Genomic DNA, 20,895 nt, shown 5'->3' on the forward strand with positions numbered 1-20,895 from the left:
TAGCTGAAATCAGGTGCACTAATACCCCTCATTCGATCGCCTAGCCCCATTTCGCTGAAATCAGGTGCACTTATACCCCTCATTCGACCGCCTGGCCCCATTTCGTCGAAATCAGGTGCACTTATACCCCTCATTCGATCGACTGGCCCCATTTCGCCGAAATCAGGTGCACTTATACCCCTCATTCGATCGCCTGGCCCCATTTCGCTGAAATCAGGTGCACTAATACCCCTCATTTGACCGCCTGGCTCCATTTCGCTGAAATCAGGTGCACTAATACCCCTCATTCGATCGCCTGGCCCCATTTCGCTGAAATCAGGTGCACTAATACCCCTTATTCGACCGCCTGGCCCCATTTCGCCGAAATCAGGTGCACTTGTGCACCTCAGCACAATAGGATCAAAAGGATTTCTCCCTCTCTTTCCTCCCCCGCCTACTTTGCTCTCTTACGCCAGCCTACATCCCGCCACAATTACCTAGTTACCTGCCAACCGCCTACCCGCCCGCCAACTTTCAGCACCATCAAGCTCCCACTGGCTCCCCAGCCTTCCCCCAAAGACAAGCCCAAAAGCCCCCCTCCAAATGAAGAAGGGGGCCTCCTGATCCAGCACAGAGCCGGAATGCTGTTACAATATCCCTATTTCTTCCTTTAAGGATTATAGGTGATATGAAATCATCTTACAATTACATTTTTACCTGCAACACTATGCAGCATTGACATCTTCATGAAGTCGTCCAGCCGCTCCAGCGCTTCGGTCAGCTTCGCCGTAGAAGCGGCGTAGGAGCAGCGGATATAGCCTTCCCCTCCAGTTCCGAACACATGGCCCGGCACCACGGCAACTCCTGCCTCCTGCAGCAGGCGCAAGGCGAACTCTTCTGACCCGAGCCCGGTGCGGCCGATCGAAGCGAAGGCATAGAAGGCCCCCTGCGGCATATGGCAGGACAATCCGGCAGACCGCAGGCCCTCCACCAGCAGCGAGCGTCGTTCTTTGAAACACGCCTTCATCCGTTCCATATCCGGCAACGCACTGCGCAGGGCTTCAGCAGCAGCAATCTGTCCCGGTACAGGGGCGCACATGGCGGTGTATTGATGAATCTTCAGCATGGCCGAGAGCAGCTCACGGTTCCCGCAGGCATAACCCACCCGCCAGCCCGTCATGGCAAAAGCCTTCGAAAACCCGCTGATCACCACCGTCCGCTCCTGCATCCCGGGCAGGGAAGCGATGCTTACATGCTTGCTGTCGTAGGTCAGCTCGGCATAGATCTCATCGGAAATGACGATCAGGTCATGCTCTCTCACCACTTCAGCCACCGGCAGCCAGTCCTCGTAAGTCATAACCGCCCCCGTAGGATTACTCGGAAAATTCACAATCAGCAGCTTGGAGAGTGGGGTAATCGCTCTGCGCAAGGCTTCTGCCGTAAGCTTGAAGCCTTCCTCCACCTTCGTCTCCACCGGTGCCAGCGTCCCGCCGTTCAGGTAGGCGATAGGCGCGTAAGCAACATATCCCGGAGAAGGAATCAGAATCTCATCCCCGGGAGCCATGAAGGCCCGCAGCGCCAGATCCACCGCTTCACTGCTGCCCACCGTAACCAAGATTTCATCCGCAGGATCGTAACGCAATCCGAAGCTGGTCTGCATATAACCCGCAATCTCCTCCCGCAGCTCCGGCAGTCCGCTGTTAGAGGTGTACCCCGTCTCCCCCCGATCCAGCGCACGGATACAGGCTGCTCTTACCTGCTCGGGTGTAGCGAAGTCCGGCTCACCTACACCGAGTGAAATAATATCGTTGTTACCCGCAGCCAGATCAAAAAAAGCCCGGATGCCCGAAGGCGGAATCTCTTGTAACCGCGGATTAATGATGAAGGCATTGTCCCTTCTCATCGTGTTCATAGCCTGACACCTCCATATTCTACAGTCCGCGCTCCCTCTCCAGATGCACCTTGCAGCCCCCCGCGCTCCCGCAGTGATCCGGTAATAATCTCATCCAGCAGGCTGCTGAAGTCCATCCCGGCTGCCTCTGCACTCTGGGGCAACAGGCTGGTTGCCGTCATTCCTGGCAATGTATTTACCTCCAGCACATAAGGGATGCCATCCTGCAGCAGCATATCCACCCGTGCATACACTGCACATTTGAGCGCCTGATAGCAGGTTAACGCCGCCGTCCGCACCTGTTCCTGCAACGCATCCGGCAGACGAAAAATCCGTTCCTCCGCTCCGCCTTGCTCGTATTTGGCCTCATAATCGAACCAGTCCGCACCCAGCGATTGAATCCCGATGACCGGCAGCATTTCTCCCCCCCAGAATGGAGCAGGTAATCTCCTGTCCCGGGATGTAGTGTTCAATCAGCACCGCGCCTTCTGCCGCGCAAGCAAAAGCCTTCTCTACCGCGCCCGCCAGCTCCTGTGGATGATTCACCTTGGTCATGCCGATGCTGGACCCGCCGGAATTCGGCTTCACCATCACCGGATAACCGAGCCGCTGCACGGCTTCCGGGGCATATTCGTCCATGCTGTCCCAGCACAGCCAATCGGGTGTGGGGATGCTTTTGCTGCGGATGACCGTCTTGGCCAGCCCTTTATCCATACATAAGCTGCTTGCGAGCACCCCGCTACCGGAATACGGGATTCCGAGCGTCTCCAGGGCTCCCTGCACCGTACCATCTTCCCCGTAGGCCCCATGCAGGGCGAGCAGAGCGAAGTCCAGTCCCGCTGCCCCTTCCAGCAGCTCTTTGCGCGAGGTAATGTGTACCGGAACCGCTGTGTATTTTGCCGGATCAAGCGCCTTCAGCATCTCCCTGCCGGTCTTCAGTGACACCTCATATTCGGACGACACCCCGCCCATAATCACACCTACTCTTAGCATATCCGCACCTCATTCTCCCATGATTTGCCGTGCTGTCTTCCCGATGATTGCAATACCCCTCTCGATATCCTCATCCGCCACCCTGGAGAAGCCCAGCCGCAGCGTGTTCTGCCCTGCACCGTCGGTGAAGAAGATGTCTCCCGCCGTAAAAATAACCCCCCGCGCATGGCAAACCGTCAGCAATTCCCTTGTATTGAAGCCTTCCGCGAACGTTACGAACAGATGCAGCCCGCCATCACCCGACAAGGAGGCATATGGAATATGCTCCTTACAGCAGGCCAGGGTCAGCTCGTATTTGCGTTTATACTCCAGCCGGGCTTTTTTGAGATACTTCTCCAGGTTGCCGCCCAGCAGGTATTGATACAGAATGGACTGGTCGAGCGTCGAGGTATGAATGGTCCGCGCCCGCTTCACACTCTCCAGATAATAGATCAGCTCCTCATCCGCCAGCACCCAGCCCACCCGCAGCCCGGGGAACAGGACTTTGGAAAAGCTCCCCAGATACACCACGCCATTCCCGCCGCCCGCCGCCGCAATTAAAGGAGCCACATGGGCGCCGGAATACCGCAGCTCCTCGTTGAACCCGTCCTCAATCACCGGCACGTTATAGTCCTGCATCAGCTTCATTAGCCTTTGTCTTTTCTCGGGGGACATGACGATGCCGGTGGGATTATGGTAGGAGGGAACCAGATAAGCACAGTCGTATGGCCGCGCCTCCAGCGCCTGCTTCAGCTCCCCGAGGTGGATGCCGTCCCGCTCCATCTTGACCCCGTGAATTCCGAAGCCGTGCAGCTTCAGATTCTTGATCGCCGTATGATGCGTCGGATTCTCGCAGACCACTGTGCCATGACGCTTGCCGAGAGCCGACAGCACCAGGTCGAAGCCCTCCGTGAACCCGTTCGTAATCAGCAGATCCTTGCCGCGCAGATCTACGCCTTTATGCTCCATATATTGTTTGAGATAGTCTATTAATGGCTTATAGCCTTTGGCATATCCATAATTCAGCAGAACGTTGCCCTCTACGGACATACGCTCCAGGAACGCTCTGCGCACATGATCCAGATCGAAGAGACGCTCATCCGGGGCGATGCTGGTAAAAGAAATCGTGCCCTTCTCCGCGCGTATCCCCCGCTTCATAATGTCCAGCTCCTCCGCGAGCAGCGCCTGGCTGCTGAGCCGCTCTGTCCAGTCCAGCGTCCATGGGGCGGCTTCCGCACCGTTCTGCGCTGCCGCGCCTTGTGCGACATAACTGCCCTGGCCCTGCACGGTGTAGGCGAAGCCATCGTCTTCCAGCCCCTCGTAAGCCGAGATCACCGAGTTCCGGCTGACCTTCAGCAAGGTGCTCAGCTCACGTGTCGAGGGCAGCTTCTGCCCGCCTTGGAGCGCGCTTTTGATGATGAGATGCTTCATGTAATCCTTCACCTGGATCGATACCGGACGCCCGGCAATGAGCTTGAAATCCTTAAACATCCTGTGATCGCCTCCATAGCTATCATGGCACAGACGCTGCCGTAAAAAAAGAACCACCGCCCCGGGATTTTCTTCCGGGCGTGGTTCTGTGGGGGATGAGGGGCGGGAATGTGCCGCCTGCGGTGCTGGTAGGCGTCCCCGCCTGTTGAGAACGGAATGTCTGATGAGAGGCTGCCAATGCTCCCGGGACCAGCCGTTCCAGATATAATACTGCGAGTGCCCGCATGGGACCGGAATGCTAATGTGCTACTACGAGTACCCACATGGGACCTAAACGACGGGTGCGGCGGGACAGGGACATGATGTGATTATACCAGTTGGCTCTAGACACCATTCGGGGGCTCTCCTGAGGGTTCTATTGTATTTTGTACAGTCAGATTAGCGTATATTGACACTTTTTCGTGTTCTGCTGCATTATGTACATTAGAAATTTGGATTTTGCCCGTTATGGGGGCAATTGCTGATATTCTGTTGCAGGAAATACAGTAGAACGTGTTTTGGCACGGTTATTAGACCAATCTGATGTACATAGTGCAATCACCCGTTAGCAGTTGCACGGAATCATCAGCGGTTGCGTTATCGTCAGGGAAATCGTCAGTATCTCGTTAGCGATAGCGTATTCGTTAGCGGAATCTTCAGTATCTGCGATAGTGGAATCGTCAGCGTTAGTAGTTACGCCACATTCACCCGTTAGCATTCTCCGCTGCCATCCGCCAGCTTCCTCCAACCTTCCGCAGATGCAGGACCGTAACCTCACCTGGAGCCGGTGCTGCTGCGGTATAGAATGTCACGCCTTCGATGATCCGCGCCAGCAGCTGCCGGATGACACCGCCGTGGGTCACCAATAGCACACGATAAACCACGGGTGCCTGCTTTGACTCTAGCTCCCGTGCTGTGGTCTTTGGCATATCTCTTCCTTGGACGCACTCTTCTCGGCTTGCCGAATCCGCACCTGGCAGCGCAGCAACAGACCCTGTTGCGTCTGTCTCTGCTCTTGCTTCAATTCCTAGCTCTGCTTCCCGCTGGAGTTGACCCCAGACAGCCTCCACCCGGCCCGTGAAGTCCTCCCATGACTCCCCTTCCGGCGGCGTTACCGATTCGGGATGATCGATCCAGTTGCGGTAATGTCCATTATCCTGTAGCTGCTCATAGGTGCAGCCTTCCCAGGCACCGAAATCCATCTCCCGCATCCGGGAATCATAGACCGCCTTCTGCTCCAGGTGCGGAGTCAGGATTGTTAGAGTCTCTCGGCACCGGCGCAGGTCGCTGCAATAGACTTGCTGAAATTCCCCGCTAAGTGCAGACTGCAACCGAAGATCAGCAAGCCGATGCGCTTCCCCCGGTAGCAGTGGGAGATCTGTCCTGCCTAAATAGCGCCGCTCCTTGTTCCACTGCGTATAGCCGTGACGCAGCAGCACCAGTTCCATTTGCACTGGCTGTAACAGGTTTCTTGGCGCGCTGGAATTTCCCCGAGGAGAACCTCCACTCCATTCTGCTTGGCAATGGTCAGCTTTCACCCCGCTCAGCCCCCGATCCCGTGCCATAGCAGGGCAACGGCTGCACAGATGCAGACAAATATTGCGGATGACCACATCATCATCCGCGAAGTCACAATAATATCCTCCGGCTCCATCGTCCGCAGCGGATCACCCATGTAAGCGCGGAAGGAGACGATGCCATGGTATACATTCTCGCCGCCCAGCCGGATGCCGAGGGCCCCGGCAACTGCCGATTCCGGGTAGCCGCTGTTTGGACTGGGATGAAGGCGGGCATCCCGGCGCACGGTGCGCCAGCATCTCCGCCATTCCAGCCGCAGGAGCGCAGCACATAAGGTTAAGAGCAGTGCGGTCAACCGCGCCGGTATGTAGTTGGCGACATCGTCCAAGCGGGCCGATGCCCAGCCGAGGTCGCGGTATTTATCGTTCTTGTAGCCGACCATGGAATCCAGCGTGTTCACCGCACGGTAAGCCATGGCCAGCGGCGCCCCGCCCAGCAGGGCGAAGAACAGCGGAGAGATGATCGCATCGACGATATTCTCTGCGACCGTCTCCACCGTACCGCGCACAATCTCCGGGCTGTCCAGATGAGCCGTATCCCGGCCCACGATCATCCCCAGCGCCCGGCGCGCGGCGGGAATATCTCCTGAACGCAGCTCGGTGTATACTGCCATGCCTGCATCCTTCAATCCCTTGGAGGCGATGGTGGTCGAGATCAGCCAGACTTCGGCAAGACCGGCAAGCCAGGGAGACAGGCGGGCGAGCAGCATAACAAGCAGCGCGGTCAGCGCCCAAGCGCCGCCCGCCACCAGCAGCGGAAGAAGAATACCGGCACGCTTCAGAGCACTTGGAGCTGCGGCGAAGCGGCGAATCCCCCGCTCCAGAGCACTAATGACCTTCCCTATGTAAATAACCGGATGGGGCAGGCTGCGCGGATCACCAACCACCCGGTCCACAATATAAGCAGAGAGCAGGATGATAGCAAGCTTCACCTTGGCTCACCCCGCCGCTCTGTATAGCAGTCCGTGTTCGTCATTCCCGGCCGCCGCTCTGAGCGGCATGAGGCTGAGCAGACCGTGCATCCTGTGAAGCTTCCGCGTGTACTCCGTATGCTTTCTGTAACACATCCGCTTGTACTCCGTGCCCAACCTGCGATACCTCAGCGTGCCCCCCATGTGCAGCCTGTAACGCTCCCGCGTGTACTCCTTGCTTTGCCTGCGATGCTTCCGAGTTTACTCCGTGTACAGCCTGCAATGCTTCCGCCTCTGCCCTGCTCTCGGATTGCGCTGCCTTCACCGAACGCAGGCTCTCCGTCACCGCGCTGTACACCAGTCTGCCAATGGCTCCGCCGAGGTCGGTCGCCGTCCCGGCATATACATGCTCCGCAGCATAGCGGCGGCTTCCGCTCACCGCAATCACAATGGCATCCGTAGTGGTTCCGGTTGCGCCAAGCCCATTCTCGGAATCCACAATTCCGAGATCTGTCAGCGCCGCCGCCTTCGCTTCGGTGGCGGTCATCACCGCGTTGACCATGGCTGACTGGGACAGCCAGCCGTCGATGCCGAGCATAATATTGATTGTGCCCGCGCGGTAGGCTGCCAGCACGCTGCGCTGCGACCCGGCCCGGGCAGCATTGCCCGCAGCCGCTGTTACGCAGCAGAAAATCCCCGCTGATCCCGTATCCTCCTCGGCAACAGCGGCGTGCTCCAGCGGAACTGCTGTCATCAGGCCCGCACAGCCTTCCAGCGGGTAGCCCCACTCCTGAAGCTTGTTTTCCAGATCCTGCACCGGATTGCTGCATTCGTAGTCCCTGCTGACGTATTGGTTCACCGCACGTTTCAGACGCCCCGCGCCTCCACCATATACTGCACTCGATATACTATCCGCTTCAGCCGGAAACTCCAGCAGCAGATGGCCCTCCCGCCATTCCAGCGTCAGCCCGGGCCACACCTTACTGCGGTACGTCTTTTCCCCGTCTTCGGCCTTAAAGGGCAGCTTTACCTCCGCTACCTTCGCTTCCTGCACTTCCTTTGCTTCCTTCATATCCTTCGCTCCTCTCCGTTCGCTCCGATTAGCCCTCTTCGCGCGCTCGCAGCCTGCACTGCCGCCGTTCTTGCTCACAATCCCGCCCGCAGCAGCTCCCCCATCTGCCGCAGCAGACGGTCGTTGTCTACGCGGCCCTTGACCGCGACGCGGATATGCCCGGCTTCAAGGCCGGGGTACATCGCGCAGCTGCGGACGAGGATGCCGCGCGCACCCAGGCGCTGCTGCATCTCCTGCGCGCTCCACGGAGCGGGCAGCCGCAGCAGCAGGAAGTTCGCTTCGCCCGGCGGCACGCCGCAGCCGAGCTCAAGCAAGCCCTCCCGCAGCCGCTGCCGCTCGGCTGCGATCAGCGCGCGCGTCTCCTGCCCGTAGCCGTCGCCGCAGCGCAGGCAAGCTTCCCCGGCCAGCAGCGCCAGGCCGTTCACGCTCCAGGTCACCTGCTTGCCGCTCATGGCCGCGGCAAGAGCCGGATGCGCGGCAGTGAAGCCCAGCCGCAGCCCCGGAATAGCAAAAAACTTCGTCATCGAGCGCACCAGCACCGTATGACGGTAAGCCCCAAGCTCCGGCAGCAGAGATTGCCGGTCCGCTTCCGGGATGAAGTCGATGAACGCTTCATCCACCGCCAACACCGTCCCGCAGGCCTCCGCCTGCTGCGCGAGCTGCCGCAGCGCGTCCAGCGGATACTGGACGCCGTTCGGATTATTGGGCTGGCCGAGGAACAGCAGATCGACCTGTTCCAGCAGGCCGGAGATGCTGTCCACGGCAGCCCGGTAATCCGTCCGGCTGGTCCCCTGAACGGACAAGACCTCCGCACCGAACTGCTCCGCGAGCTGGCGGTACTCGGAGAAGCACGGCTCCACGATGCCCACCCGGCGCGGAGCCACCGCCAGCAGCAGCAGCGCCATCGACTCTGCTGCCCCGTTCGCCACGGTAATCCACTCCGTGCCGAGACCCAGTTCCTCCGCCAGCAGCGCCTTCAGCCTGCGGTGACCCGGATCGGGGTATGCGGTGATCGCGGAGACCGCATCCCGCAGCAGTTCCAGCACACCAGGCGGCGGACCCAGAGGGTTAATATTGGCGCTGAAATCCAGGAAGCCGCTGCCGCTGTCCCCGTATAACTCGGCGGCGGTCAGCAGATCACCGCCGTGGCCGTATTTTTCAAGCATATGTATAGCCTCCATGTCCATATTTCCCCATTGTATATATCCGCCGCGTCCATCTTTCCAGTCCTATATATCTTCCGTGTCCATATTTTCCCATCATAGATCCTCCCTGTCCACACTATTCATAGTCCATTCAAGCTCTATCAGTTCATTCAATTCTATGTAAGGCCCGCTATACTAATCCATAGCTCCAACGCCGTTCTCCCAATTATTGGCCAATTCCCGGAAATTCGTCAATGCTATATCGCCTATGCACCCTGCCTTGAACCCGTAAACTTTCTGCATAGCCCCGTAACCCCGACTTGATCTCAAGGCTGATGCTATTTGTGACGGCCGGTGCGAACTGCGAATACTCTAACTGCACTTTGTACAACTAAAGGGACCGATATTCACGCGGAGTGCGTTTTAATTGCAGTTTGTACATCTAAAACTAACCCTATCTCAAATAATAGCAGCATCTCCTATTTTTAATTGTACAAAGTGCATTTAAACGGATAAACCCGCTGATTTCCCATCCTTTAGTTGCACGAAATACATTTAACTGCTATATACATGCCGCACCTGTTCATGCTGCTCAGACACTCATCCGTCAACCGTTTCAATCCGCCACCCATGCCAATTCATCTTATTCCCCCATCCTACCCGCCAATAGCTCCCGCCCCTCCACCCGCCATTCCCGTTCCGTTTTGAAGAAATCTCTCTTTTAGTTTAGAATAAGTACAGCAGTTTACTATGGTCACGCGGAGGAATCACGAATGCTTTTTATCGATAATACCGGAATTACAGACGCATCGATCAATCTGGCCATTGAGGAGTTTGCGCTCAAAAACCTGCCGATGGACGAGAGCTACCTGCTCTTCTATATTAACAGCCCGTCGATCATCATCGGCAAGCATCAGAATACGATCGAGGAGATCAACCAGGAGTATGTAAAGGACAACAACATTCAGGTCGTACGGCGGTTGTCCGGCGGCGGCGCGGTGTATCATGATCTCGGCAACCTCAACTTCAGCTTCATTACCAAGGATGACGGCCAGTCCTTCCACAACTTCCTGAAATTCACCCAGCCGGTCATCGACTATCTGAAGTCTATGGGCGTGAATGCCGAGCTGAGCGGACGCAATGATCTTCAGGTCGGGGAGCAGAAAATCTCCGGCAACGCCCAATTCTCCACACGCGGACGTATGTTCAGCCACGGAACCCTGATGTTCGATCTGAATCTGGATGATGTCCAGGCTTCCCTGAACGTGAATCCCGAGAAGTTCAAGTCGAAGAGCACCAAGTCCGTGCGCAGCCGGGTCGCCAATATCAAGGAGCTGCTGGGCAATCCTGACATGACGATTGAACAATTCCGCGAGGGGCTGCTGCGCTCGATCTTTGGCATGGAGGCCGCTGATGTGCCGCAGTACAAGCTGACGATGGACGACTGGGTGCGGATCAATGAAATCTCCAAGGAGCATTACCAGAATTGGGACTGGAACTACGGTCTTTCGCCGAAAAGCAACGTGAAGCACACCCGCAAATTCCCGGCAGGGCTCGTGGATATCCGCATGGACATTGAAGATTCCATCATCCGGGAGATCAAAATCTACGGCGACTTCTTCGGCGTCGGCGATGTGGCAGATGTGGAGAACGCGCTGCGCGGCAAGCGTTATGAGGAAGCAGAGGTCCGCCAGGCGCTGGCTGATCTCGATCTGAAGCATTACTTCGGCCGTATTGAGCCGGAGGACTTCATCGGACTTGTGTTTCTTGAGGAATAGCTTCATAGCAAGCCGAATTTTATATTTTAAAAGAACCCCGCTAACCTGCCGCATCCTGCGCAGAGCTAGTGGGGTTCTTTGTCTTCGTATGCTTGCCGGGTTCGCTGCTATACAAGCACGAACACATACAACACCAGCGCCAGCGTAAGCATCACGCATACTTTCTCCACCGCGTTGCCCTTCTTCGTGCCGGTGCTCATCAGCTTCAGCCGCAGCTTAAATGGAATCGGAGGCAGCGGGGTGATCCCGCGCTGGGTCAGGGAGTCGGCGAGAAGATGCAGCCCGTAGGACAGGCTCCCGGCAATCCACAGACTGCCGCCGTCATTCATGTCAAGGGAGACGAAGTACAGCAGCGCGCCCCATCCGGCAACGGCATACAGCGTATGCGTGATTCCCCGGTGAGGAACTATGGAAGCTACGACCAGCACACAGGCGGCGATATAGTTCCATGGATCATAGGCATCGGCAAAAGCAAACAAGGCCAGCGCAATCAGCAGCATCACCAGATGCCGCAGCCTGCGGCTGGGCAGGAAGGATACGCTGCCCACCAGCAGCGCCAGTGCGATATTCCAGGGCGGCTCCGCTATCCCGGCAAAATAAAGATAAATGCCTGCTCCGATCAGCACTACCTGCAGAATACGCAGCAAAAACTCCGGCACGGCCTTGCGTACCAGCATGGAATTCGGCTCGTCGATATCGGGCAGCAGCGAGCTGACGACGGCGACAGCAACAGCAGGAAGGGTAATAGCATGCCCTAGCAGGCTCATGGCGGACAGGGTAACCCCGGTGCTGATAACTAAATGGGATTTGCCCATCATGGTGAATCCGCTCCTTAGATGAAAGTATAAATGCTTCTGGATGTCTTGAAATAAGAACAGGTGTGCGGTTACCGAAGTATACCAAGGCTTTCCTTTTTTGTCCAGCTTATATGTAGTTTCCAGGCTCTTCACGCCCGCAGGGCCAAGGATGCCGCACAGTTTCGGCTTGTCCTGCCCCCTGTTTTAGGATACAATTTGGACAACTCAACTGGCCCTGAAAGGATGAACCCTGTGAATCGCTCCCGAATCGCCGATCTAAGTCTGCTACTGGTGGCGATGATGTGGGGATGCACGTTTCTGATCGTGCAGTCTGCCGTGCGGGTGCTGCCACCACTTGCTTTTAACAGCATCCGGTTTACAGGTGCCGCCGTGCTGCTGGCCTTGATTACCGCTGTCTTCTACCGCCAGGAATGGCGTAAGCTGAGCTTACGCATGGTGATGCATGCCCTGCTGCTGGGCCTCTTCCTGTTCCTCGGCTACGGCTTCCAGACCGTCGGGCTGCTGTACACCACCACCTCCAACACGGGATTTATCACCGGGCTGTCGGTGGTGCTGGTGCCGTTCCTGTCTCTGGCACTGCTGAAGACGGCCATCTCCAGATATACCTGGCTGAGCGCCGGGCTTGCAGCGGGGGGCTTGTATCTGCTGACCTTTACCGGCTCTGCCTTCTCCCTGAATAAGGGCGATGGCCTGATTCTGCTCTGCGCCGTGGCTTTTGCGCTGCAGATCGCGTATACCGGCAGATACGCACCGCGTTATCCGGCCCTCCCGCTGGCGGCGCTTCAGCTTGGCTTCGTAGGCCTGCTCAGCATCGCCGCCTCCCTGCTCGTGGATGGAAGCGGCCCGCTGCTGCATAGCGGAGAGCTGCTCCGCCAGCCGGAGGTGCTCTCTGCTATGCTGATCTCCATCGGCCCGACCAGCGCCTTCGCCTTCTGGATTCAGACGGCCTGCCAGAAGTACACCACCCCGTCCCGGGTGGCGATCATCTATGCCATGGAGCCGGTGTTCGCTGCCGTCACCGGCCTGCTCTTCGGCGGAGAGACGCTGGGCGTATCCGCGCTGCTCGGCTGCGGCTGCATTCTGGCCGCAATGCTGCTGGCGGAGCTCAGCCCCGCTCCGTCAGGAACGCAGGCGGAGGGCTGAGCCCGAATCCGCGAACCCTTTTACCAGATTAACATTAATAAGTTCCATTGCTACAGACAAAAGAGCCGTGCTTCCGTCCCCCTTCCTATAGAAGTTATAGCGGATAGCCGGACTACAAACCATACTTAGGAGAGAACCCAAATGTACAAATTGATTGCCATTGATATTGACGATACCCTGATTAATGACGACAAGGAAGTGACCCCGGCCACCCAAACCGCGCTGGAGCAGGCTGTAGCCGCTGGCGTAGTAGTTACTCTGGCTACCGGACGCGCTTATGCTTCCGCCCAGGCGATTGCCCGCCAGACCGGTCTGAACGTGCCCATCATCACCTATCAGGGGGCGCTGGTGAAGAATCTGCTCGATGAAGCAGTGCTCTATGAGCGTTATGTGCCGCAGGATGCGGTGCGCAAGCTGTTCCAGTATTGTGTGGAGCATGATCTGCACCTGCAGACTTATATCGACGACAAGCTGTATGCCCGCGAAGAGAACCAGAAGCTGATCGATTATTCCACCCTGAACGGGACACAGTACTACATTGAACCGGATTGGGAAGCGAAGCTCGTTCCGCAAAAGACACCAAAAATGCTAATCATCGACGATCCGGATTTCCTGGATGAGCTGTCCCCGATTTTGCGCAGCCTGCTCGGCGATTCGGTGCATATTACGAAGTCCAAGCCGCATTTCCTGGAGATCATGCACCATGAAGGCACCAAGGGCCTGGCGCTTGAATTCCTGGCTAAGCATTTCGGCTGCGACCTGTCCGAGACCATCGCTGTAGGCGATTCCTGGAACGATCATGAGATGCTTGAAGCTGCCGGCCTCGGTGTCGCAATGGCGAACGCCATTCCAGCCTTGAAGGAAATTGCCGATTTCGTTACCCTCAGCAACAATGAGGACGGCGTGAAATACGCCATTGATAAGTTCATTCTTAACGCAGGTCAAGAAGCATAAGCTCCTGCAACAACAGCAGAACATCTTATGCTAAATACCCCCACAAAGTGGGGCTTTAGCTTCGATGTATATTCAGGTACTTTGCGGGGACCCCAGAACATCTAAATTATCTTTCCAAAAAGGGTGGCCCCCCGCAGGTTCATGGTACGAACTGCGGTGCGCCACCCTTTTATACTAAGTAGAAAGGAAGTGCCTTCATGGAAGAGATTTCGAATGAGGAACAACTGCAATCCATAGCCTCTATACAATCGACAATCCGTAAGCTTGAGAGCGCCTTAACCCAGATGACACACAGGGGCACCAGCACAACTCTGGTTCAGAAACGCCTAAATGCTATGCACATCGGGTTAGCTGTTCTGGACCATGTCTGGAATCAGAAGCCGCTCTCTTATCCCCCTGCCGAGCTGGCAGAAGCCCGTCATGTTCTTCTCGGGTTAACCCCATCCGTAGAATCCAGTTATGCTAAGTCTAAGGCCGGGAGCCCGCAGCGGACGCTTTTGGACAGAAGATTGAAGGCGCTCGGACAGGTCATCCAGGCCATGGATACTCTCTAAGAAGCTAGGCTATAGGGCTAAGAGTTCCTCCGCCGCCTCCTGCTCAAGCTGGGAATGATACAGATCCGAGTACCGTCCCTCCACCGCAAGCAGCTCCTCATGTCCGCCCCGCTCCACAATCTCCCCGTTCTCCATCACCAGGATGACATCGGCATTCTGGATCGTTGAGAGCCGGTGAGCGATCACAAGCGTTGTCTTATCCTTCATCAGCTTACGGATCGCCTGCTGGACCATTCGCTCCGACTCATTGTCGAGGGCAGCCGTAGCTTCATCCAGCAGCAGAATCGGCGCATTTTTGAGCATCGCTCTGGCAATGGACAGCCGCTGTCTCTGCCCGCCGGATAACCGGGAGCCATGCTCGCCAATATCCGTGTGTATACCTTCCGGCAGCTCCGTCACGAACTCGTACGCATTCGCCTGACGCAGCACCTCGATAATCTCTTCGTCTGACGCACCGGGCTTGCCGCTCTCGATATTGTCCCGGATGCTCCCGGAATATAGGCCCGACTCCTGAGGCACATAGGCGAAGTAGCTGCGCAGCTCTGCCAGCGGTATTCCGCTGATCGGACGGCCGTTGATCGCAACCTCACCTGCATCCGTCTGGTAGAAGCCCAGCAGCAGCTTGAACAGGGTGGATTTCCCGCCGCCGCTCGGACCTACTACGGCCATTTGCTGGCCGCGTGCCAGCTCCAGACTGACCTTATTAAGGCTCTGCTTCTCACTGCCCGGATAGCTAAATGACACCTCTGCGAGCTGAAGCTCCCCGAACCCCGGCAGCTCCGCCTGGACCTCAGGCAGCACCTCAACCTCAGCAGGCGCATCCATCACCTCGAAGATCCGCTCCGCCGCACCCAGCGACTGCTGCATGGAAGCGACCAGGCCCGGCAGGGACGAGAACGGCCCAACCAGATAATTCATCAGCTGAATGAAGGCAATCATCGCCCCGACCTCAAGTCTTCCATTCGCCACGAACCACCCGGCAATCACCAGAGCCAGCAGGAAGGTCAGATTCCCCAGCAAGGAGGAGATCGCTCCGGTGGCTCCTTCGATTCTCGCTTTCTTTTTCTCTCCTGAGGCAATATCCTCACTGTAGCCAACATATTGCTTCTGCAGCCTGCGCTCCATGGAGAATGCCTTGAACACCATACTGCTGCCCAGAATATCGTTCAGAAAAGCCGTAGTCCGGCTCATACTTTCCTGCACCCGCACACTGTTGATGCGCATCGCATTGCCGAAGATTTTACCGGTCAGGAACAGCAGCGGCCCGATGGACAGGCAGATCAGCGCCAGCAGCCAGTTAATATAGAGCAGATAGCCGAAGGAGGCAATTGCCAGCAGCGGGTTGCGCAGCAGATCCAGGATCACCTGCCCGCAGGCTTCACCGACCGATTGATTGTCATTCGTGAACCGGGACAACAAATCACCGGAATGATTGCGGTCGAAATAAGACTGCGGCAAGGCCAGCGTATGCCCCATCATGTCCTGGCGCAGCTCATTTCTGATTTTGGCCGATACATTGGTCTTGAGATACGCACTGACGAAGGTATTCAATCCCGTAACCAGCAAGAATAGAATCCCGAACCAGGTAAGTCCCTTGAACGCCTCCACATCCAGCCGGACAGCAGCATCCGTAATCCGGGCCAGGAACCAGGCCATCGTAAGATCGAGCACAATACTGAATAACGTCACCAACAGCAACACGGCATAAATCAGCTTATGTCTAAGCATGTATGTACTTAATCTGGCAAAAGCACCTTTCTTTCTCACAACATCAGCTCCTCTTTAGAATTCCGCACCCCGCACCTTGGCATATACCTTGCTGTCGTGGAGTTTCCCGTCCGGCTCACGGGTGCTTTTGTGGAGAATGCCATCCCCACTGGCACATCGTTTTAGTATAGTACCTCCTTCTCTTTTTGAAAATAAAGAAATATACGCATCATATTCATAAAACTGGAAGTCAGCCCCGTCGTGGGCTCACTCTCTGCGGCTCCGATGCCACTAGTGTACTAGACCCCTGGCAAGGGCCCCAGCGGCGGGGGGCGGATTCCCGTATCGGTCTTAGGGCTGAAATACATTGTAAGAGTCCTGAAGAAAATGAACGCTGTAGCTTCAAAAGACACTGCGGAGTTATGCGGGGGTTATGCGGAAATCATTGCGGATGCTTGGTGATCACTTGGGGGAAATATGGGGGAGAGTATTGTATACTTGCACAAAGTATGGATCGTTAAGAGAGGATGAATGGTCATGGCCAAAACACATATGGAGGTAGTAGCAGAAGAGCAAACACGGCAGGAAACGCTCCGGCTGGCCCGGCTGATCGAGGCTCATGTTACACGTGACGGGACTGCCGAGACAGCGATACAAGGATTGTATTTCAACCGCTACTCCAGAACAGAGCCGTCCGATTACATGTACACGATGCAGTGGCCGACGGTGGGCATTGCCGCCCAGGGCACCAAAATGATCAAGATCGGCGAAGCCACTTCCGAATACAGCGGCTCGCGCATTCTGGTTGCTCCCGTAGCGGTGCCCATCCGCATGCAGACGATTCAGGCAAGCGCTTCGGAACCGTTCCTCGGCGTGGGCGTCTATCTCGATCCGCGCAGAATCGCTGCGCTTATCCCTCAGGTCTTCCCGAACGGCCTGCCGAAGATCGGCAAGCGCAGCGCAAGCTATGTGCTGGAAGGTGAACCGGCCTTGATCGGCGCGGTAGCCAGGCTGGTCGCATGCCTGGACGAATCCGGCGACAACGGCCTGCTGGCCTCGCTTGCGGCGGATGAGATTTTCATCCGGCTGCTGCGCAGTCCCATCGGGGTCTATGTGGCCGAGACCATGCTGGCCGGCTCGGATGTCCAGCGCGTCGCCAAAGCGATCGACTGGCTGCGGACCCACTTCGCCGAATCGCTGAGAATTGCCGAGCTGGCAGACATGGTCCATCTCAGCGAGTCCTCCTTCCGCGAATATTTCAAGTCGGTGACCTCCATGAGCCCGCTCCAGTACCAGAAAGCGCTAAGGCTGCAGGAAGCGCGGCGGCTGATGCTGTCCGGCGGGCGGGATATTACCACGGCGAGCCAACTGGTCGGATATATCAGCGATTCCCAGTTCAGCCGGGATTACAGCCGCTTCTTCGGCAATCCGCCGAGCCGGGATATCGCCAAGTGGAAATCGGGCCTCATCTCCTGAATGCTACCCAACAAGCCCTCCGATCTTGTCAACGGGGGGCTTTTCCGTTGAATCGGGCAAGAAATCAAGCAGAACAGTCAAATGAAAGGGTATCGGGCCGTCTATACTGATCTTATCCGGATAAGCCAAGCGGCGAAGCGGAAATCATCGTTGGAACAAGCTGCTTTGTACAGGGATTTAGAGGCTTGATTCTACAAGGAGGATACCGGAATGCGGATTTTTGTAACGGGAGCAAGCGGCTTTATCGGGTCGGCAGTGGTCCGGGAACTGCTTGAGGGCGGACATGAAGTGGCCGGGCTGGTACGCTCCAAGGAAGCGGCCGAGCGGCTGGAGGCGGCTGGAACGAGAGCTGTTCGCGGCTCTATTGAGAACACAGAGCTTTTGCGCCGGGAAGCAGCTCAGGCCGATGCAGTTGTGCATACGGCATTCTATCATAAGTTCTCCCATGCCGGCCTGCCGGCAAAAATGCGGATTATGCTGGGCGGAAGTCCGGGGCGGGCGGCGGCACGTTTCATGGCAGCAGCAGTCGGCACGGATTGCCGCGCCATTCAGGCATTGGGAGCCGGGCAGTCCGGGCGGTCTGGAGCGCTTGTAATTGCGATCCCCACTATGACGCTCACTCCCGGAAGGCTGGCGACCGAGGAGGATGCAGGAGATGCCTCATCTATCGGAGGAGGACGGGTGGCGTCGGAGAAGGCTGTGCTCGCACTTGCCGGATCCGGCGTCAGGGCATCGCTGGTACGTCTGCCGCCGATCGTATACGGCAACGGCGACCAAGGCGGCCTGCTGCCCTCCCTGATCCGGGCCGCAAGATCCAAGGGCGCTGCCGCCTATATCGGGCAAGGGACCAATCATTGGCCCGCCGTACACCGGCTTGATGCGGCGCGTCTATTCAGGCTGGCCGTAGAGCAGGCTCCGGCGGGCACGCGGCTCCATGCTGCCGGGGAAGAAGGCTTGCCCTTCAGGCAGATTGCGGAAGCGATTGCGCGGCAGGCGAGTGTGCCATCCAAGCAGATACAAATGGAAGAAGCCGCTTCGTATTTCGGCTGGCTGGGCCCGTTTGTCTCGACCGACAATCCCGTGTCTTCAGCATTGACCCGCGAGCGTTTCGGCTGGAACCCGCAGGAGCGCGGCCTGCTGGCCGAAATCGCACAGGGTGATTATTTTACAGGCCAATCGCTGCGTTAAGCAAACCCCATAAATGATCGTACAAAGAACAAAGTTACTGGCTATGGAGCATGGAGCCCATCCCCACAAAAGAACATCATAATTCCTAAACAACGAGCAAGAGCCTTCCAAAAAGTCAGTACAAACTAACTTTCTGGAAAGCTCCTTTTTGGGTTATCCGTGAACCTGTTGCTTCCCTTCAATACTCAGATCTGCTCCCGGCACAGCGGAAGCCTCATCCCTGTAACGGCCAGCGTAACCTTCTCCGGCAGAATATAATCCTTCTCCAGATTGATATCATGCGACATATGCGTGTAGACCGCGCGGCGCGGCTGAACGGTCTCCAGCAGGTCGGCGGCTTCGGTCATATCATACACAGAGCGGGTGGATAACTCAGCTGCCTCGTAATAAAAGCTGGTTCCCAGCACCAGCAGATCCGCTCCATGCATACGCCTGGTTTCCTCCGTGGTCAGAGAGATTGAGTCCGGGCAGTACACCCAGATATATTCCTCCTTCTCCAGCCTGTAGGCATAGGAGTAACCATTCTTGCCATGGTTCACCCGCCATGTGCTAATCTGCCAGCCATCCAGCGTAATGCCGTCATCGCAAGGGATCATGTCGATATGCCCGCTGAGCCACGGGTATTGGCGCTGGATGACGGGAATGACCTCCGCCGGAGCGTACAGCTCTCCCCGGAAGCCCATCCAGCGGCAGCTGTCTGCCCATTCCGGCAGCCCGCCGATATGATCGAAATGCGCATGTGTCACGAGCAGACGCTTCATGGTGCGGTGCCCCTGCAGCTCCATCTGTCTCCGCCAGTCCGGTCCGCAGTCAATCGCCAGGAAGCCGCTGCCGTTATCTATAAGCACAGAAGAACGCAGGCGGTTATTGCGCCCGGTGGTTCTTGCTTCCGTACAGGTCTCACAATCACAGTAGACCCGGGGTACGCCCATGGCATCCCCTGTTCCGAGGAACACTAATGTATCCATATGCCTGCCCACCTCATCATCTTTTTTCTCGAATATCCGTCAGTTCATTATAGAACAGGAGCCGGTCCTTTGCACCCCGGCCTGTAAGACAGTAAAGAGCTGCCCTTCAGCCTGATCCGGCCGGAGAACAGCTCTCTTAATCCTTCGCACTCCACACTAAGCAGGTGTCTTCTAATCCTCTTCCGTCTCCTCTACCCGCCTAGATCCCGGCCAGCACCTGATACCATATGCCCCGCTTGGAGTACAGCGTGGTGCGGACTTCCTCCCAGCCGCCAAGATAGCTGATATCGAACAACCCGGCAGGAACCGGATACTGGCTCTCATGTGCCGCATAGACCTGCTGGTTCACGGGACGGAAGCCGAACTTGGCGAATATCTCCTGCGCCTCAGGCGTCGTCAGATAATCGACCAGCGCTTCTGCGGCCGCACGGGTACCGTGCTTATCTGCGTATTTATCCACCACGGCCGCAGGATTCTCGATCAGAATCGTATTCTTCGGGATGACCACCTCATACTTCACACCCTCTGCAATCCGCGCCAGCAGCTCATTCTCATAAGTGACGATCACATCGCCTACGCCGTACTCGAAGGCAGCCATGGAGGCCCGCCCGCTTTTATCCAGAGATTCGACGTTCCTGTGTATGCTCTCCAGGAAGGCCTTGGCAGCCGCAGGGTCCTTCACCCCCTCCTGCTCCTCAGAACGCTTCAGGCCGGCCCCGTAGATCGCGTTGATGTCCCACTGGGCACCGCCGGAGGTCTTCGGATTAGGGTAGAGCACCTTCACCCCCGGCTTCGCCAGATCGGCAAAATCATGAATCCCCTTCGGATTGCCCTCCCGCGTTCCCAGGGCCACAACCGACCGCGTCACCATGCCCGCCTCGCCGCCTCGCTGCTTCCAGTCCTTCTCCACAAGGCCCGCCTTGACCAGCTTCCCGATATCGCCTTCCATGGCAAGCAGCGTGACATCCGCCTCGAAGCCGCCGGCAATTGCCCTCGCCTGAGTGCCTGAAGCTTCATAGGACTGCTGGAATACGATAGTTTGACCGGTATCCGCCTTCCACTTTTCCGCGAACCCGGGGAGAATCTCGCCCATGGCATCCTTCACCACGCTGTAGGCGCCCACCACAAGCGTTAGATCTCCCTGCGGCGGCGCACCTCCCTCTCCTGCATCCGGCTGCTCATTCCCGCAGCCGGCAGCGGTCAGGGCGAACACCGCCAGCAGTAAGACCGTCAGCCATCCGTGCAGTTGTCTGCTCCTTCTGATAAGCCACATACCGGCGACACATCCCACT

General features: G+C 57.1%; 16 protein-coding genes and 1 pseudogene. 6 read left to right on the top strand and 11 right to left on the bottom strand.

Features of this window, described 5'->3' with window-relative positions; translation table 11 throughout:
* Positions 1-673: 673 nt before the first annotated feature.
* From MKY64_RS20810 to cobD, 7 genes and pseudogenes are all read right to left on the bottom strand, one after another.
* Positions 674-1,891 (bottom strand): pyridoxal phosphate-dependent aminotransferase, encoded by a 1,218-nt coding sequence (locus MKY64_RS20810; protein ID WP_340955448.1) that lies wholly within the window; start codon positions 1,889-1,891, stop codon positions 674-676.
* Positions 1,888-2,863 (bottom strand): annotated as a pseudogene (locus tag MKY64_RS20815) (D-alanine--D-alanine ligase). Before MKY64_RS20815 ends, MKY64_RS20810 begins: the two are co-directional and overlap by 4 nt.
* Positions 2,864-2,872: 9 nt before the next feature.
* Positions 2,873-4,333, bottom strand: a complete 1,461-nt coding sequence (locus MKY64_RS20820) for an aminotransferase-like domain-containing protein (protein ID WP_340955450.1) — start codon at positions 4,331-4,333, stop codon at positions 2,873-2,875.
* A gap of 683 nt (positions 4,334-5,016) precedes the next feature.
* Positions 5,017-5,760 (bottom strand): histidine phosphatase family protein, encoded by a 744-nt coding sequence (locus MKY64_RS20825; RefSeq protein ID WP_339254290.1) that lies wholly within the window; start codon positions 5,758-5,760, stop codon positions 5,017-5,019.
* A 95-nt stretch (positions 5,761-5,855) separates the two neighbouring features.
* On the bottom strand, positions 5,856-6,821 hold the full coding sequence (cbiB, locus tag MKY64_RS20830; RefSeq protein WP_340955452.1) for an adenosylcobinamide-phosphate synthase CbiB: 966 nt from the start codon (positions 6,819-6,821) through the stop codon (positions 5,856-5,858).
* 40 nt (positions 6,822-6,861) lie between these two features.
* Complete coding sequence (locus MKY64_RS20835) at positions 6,862-7,872, bottom strand: adenosylcobinamide amidohydrolase (RefSeq protein ID WP_339313082.1); 1,011 nt, start codon at positions 7,870-7,872, stop codon at positions 6,862-6,864.
* Positions 7,873-7,946: 74 nt separating this feature from the next.
* Positions 7,947-9,038 carry a threonine-phosphate decarboxylase CobD gene (gene cobD / locus MKY64_RS20840; protein ID WP_339314781.1) on the bottom strand — a complete coding sequence of 364 codons (1,092 nt, stop codon included), beginning with the start codon at positions 9,036-9,038 and terminating at the stop codon, positions 7,947-7,949.
* Positions 9,039-9,790: 752 nt separating this feature from the next.
* On the opposite strand from cobD, the gene MKY64_RS20845 reads away from it, so the two are divergent.
* Positions 9,791-10,795, top strand: a complete 1,005-nt coding sequence (locus MKY64_RS20845) for a lipoate--protein ligase (protein ID WP_339254282.1) — start codon at positions 9,791-9,793, stop codon at positions 10,793-10,795.
* Positions 10,796-10,902: 107 nt separating this feature from the next.
* Here the strand turns inward: MKY64_RS20845 and MKY64_RS20850 are convergent, their stop codons facing one another.
* Positions 10,903-11,613 carry a metal-dependent hydrolase gene (locus MKY64_RS20850; RefSeq protein WP_340955453.1) on the bottom strand — a complete coding sequence of 237 codons (711 nt, stop codon included), beginning with the start codon at positions 11,611-11,613 and terminating at the stop codon, positions 10,903-10,905.
* 231 nt (positions 11,614-11,844) lie between these two features.
* On the opposite strand from MKY64_RS20850, the gene MKY64_RS20855 reads away from it, so the two are divergent.
* From MKY64_RS20855 to MKY64_RS20865, 3 genes are all read left to right on the top strand, one after another.
* Positions 11,845-12,756 (top strand): DMT family transporter, encoded by a 912-nt coding sequence (locus MKY64_RS20855; RefSeq protein ID WP_340955454.1) that lies wholly within the window; start codon positions 11,845-11,847, stop codon positions 12,754-12,756.
* Positions 12,757-12,897: 141 nt separating this feature from the next.
* Positions 12,898-13,710 carry a Cof-type HAD-IIB family hydrolase gene (locus tag MKY64_RS20860; RefSeq protein WP_209876570.1) on the top strand — a complete coding sequence of 271 codons (813 nt, stop codon included), beginning with the start codon at positions 12,898-12,900 and terminating at the stop codon, positions 13,708-13,710.
* Positions 13,711-13,907: 197 nt separating this feature from the next.
* Positions 13,908-14,264, top strand: coding sequence for a hypothetical protein (locus tag MKY64_RS20865; RefSeq protein WP_339313080.1), 357 nt, complete (start codon positions 13,908-13,910; stop codon positions 14,262-14,264).
* Positions 14,265-14,273: 9 nt separating this feature from the next.
* Here the strand turns inward: MKY64_RS20865 and MKY64_RS20870 are convergent, their stop codons facing one another.
* Positions 14,274-16,031: an ABC transporter ATP-binding protein gene (locus MKY64_RS20870; protein ID WP_340955457.1), complete on the bottom strand. Its 1,758-nt coding sequence runs from the start codon at positions 16,029-16,031 to the stop codon at positions 14,274-14,276.
* Between the two features lie 477 nt (positions 16,032-16,508).
* Between MKY64_RS20870 and MKY64_RS20875 the strand changes: the two genes are divergently transcribed.
* A complete protein-coding gene (locus MKY64_RS20875) occupies positions 16,509-17,447 on the top strand; it encodes an AraC family transcriptional regulator (RefSeq protein ID WP_235191956.1) in 939 nt (312 codons plus the stop codon).
* A gap of 210 nt (positions 17,448-17,657) precedes the next feature.
* A complete protein-coding gene (locus tag MKY64_RS20880) occupies positions 17,658-18,635 on the top strand; it encodes an SDR family oxidoreductase (RefSeq protein ID WP_036727572.1) in 978 nt (325 codons plus the stop codon).
* 185 nt (positions 18,636-18,820) lie between these two features.
* Here the strand turns inward: MKY64_RS20880 and MKY64_RS20885 are convergent, their stop codons facing one another.
* The gene (locus MKY64_RS20885; protein ID WP_036727571.1) at positions 18,821-19,603 is read right to left on the bottom strand and encodes an MBL fold metallo-hydrolase; all 783 of its coding nucleotides are present in this window, start codon (positions 19,601-19,603) and stop codon (positions 18,821-18,823) included.
* 199 nt (positions 19,604-19,802) lie between these two features.
* Positions 19,803-20,876: a sulfate ABC transporter substrate-binding protein gene (locus MKY64_RS20890; RefSeq protein ID WP_339254270.1), complete on the bottom strand. Its 1,074-nt coding sequence runs from the start codon at positions 20,874-20,876 to the stop codon at positions 19,803-19,805.
* Positions 20,877-20,895 lie beyond the last annotated feature (19 nt).

It is taken from the genome of Paenibacillus sp. FSL R7-0210, from assembly GCF_038009085.1.
In the GTDB taxonomy this organism is placed as follows: Bacteria; Bacillota; Bacilli; order Paenibacillales; family Paenibacillaceae; genus Paenibacillus_AQ; species Paenibacillus_AQ silagei.

Bases quoted from the DNA above. Each gene is read 5' to 3' on its own strand.
- MKY64_RS20810 (WP_340955448.1), bottom strand. From the start codon at position 1,891: ATGAACACGATGAGAAGGGACAATGCCTTCATCATTAATCCGCGGTTA.
- MKY64_RS20820 (WP_340955450.1), bottom strand. From the start codon at position 4,333: ATGTTTAAGGATTTCAAGCTCATTGCCGGGCGTCCGGTATCGATCCAG.
- MKY64_RS20825 (WP_339254290.1), bottom strand. From the start codon at position 5,760: ATGGAACTGGTGCTGCTGCGTCACGGCTATACGCAGTGGAACAAGGAG.
- MKY64_RS20835 (WP_339313082.1), bottom strand. From the start codon at position 7,872: ATGAAGGAAGCAAAGGAAGTGCAGGAAGCGAAGGTAGCGGAGGTAAAG.
- cobD (WP_339314781.1), bottom strand. From the start codon at position 9,038: ATGCTTGAAAAATACGGCCACGGCGGTGATCTGCTGACCGCCGCCGAG.
- MKY64_RS20845 (WP_339254282.1), top strand. From the start codon at position 9,791: ATGCTTTTTATCGATAATACCGGAATTACAGACGCATCGATCAATCTG.
- MKY64_RS20850 (WP_340955453.1), bottom strand. From the start codon at position 11,613: ATGATGGGCAAATCCCATTTAGTTATCAGCACCGGGGTTACCCTGTCC.
- MKY64_RS20860 (WP_209876570.1), top strand. From the start codon at position 12,898: ATGTACAAATTGATTGCCATTGATATTGACGATACCCTGATTAATGAC.
- MKY64_RS20865 (WP_339313080.1), top strand. From the start codon at position 13,908: ATGGAAGAGATTTCGAATGAGGAACAACTGCAATCCATAGCCTCTATA.
- MKY64_RS20875 (WP_235191956.1), top strand. From the start codon at position 16,509: ATGGCCAAAACACATATGGAGGTAGTAGCAGAAGAGCAAACACGGCAG.
- MKY64_RS20880 (WP_036727572.1), top strand. From the start codon at position 17,658: ATGCGGATTTTTGTAACGGGAGCAAGCGGCTTTATCGGGTCGGCAGTG.
- MKY64_RS20885 (WP_036727571.1), bottom strand. From the start codon at position 19,603: ATGGATACATTAGTGTTCCTCGGAACAGGGGATGCCATGGGCGTACCC.
- MKY64_RS20890 (WP_339254270.1), bottom strand. From the start codon at position 20,876: ATGTGGCTTATCAGAAGGAGCAGACAACTGCACGGATGGCTGACGGTC.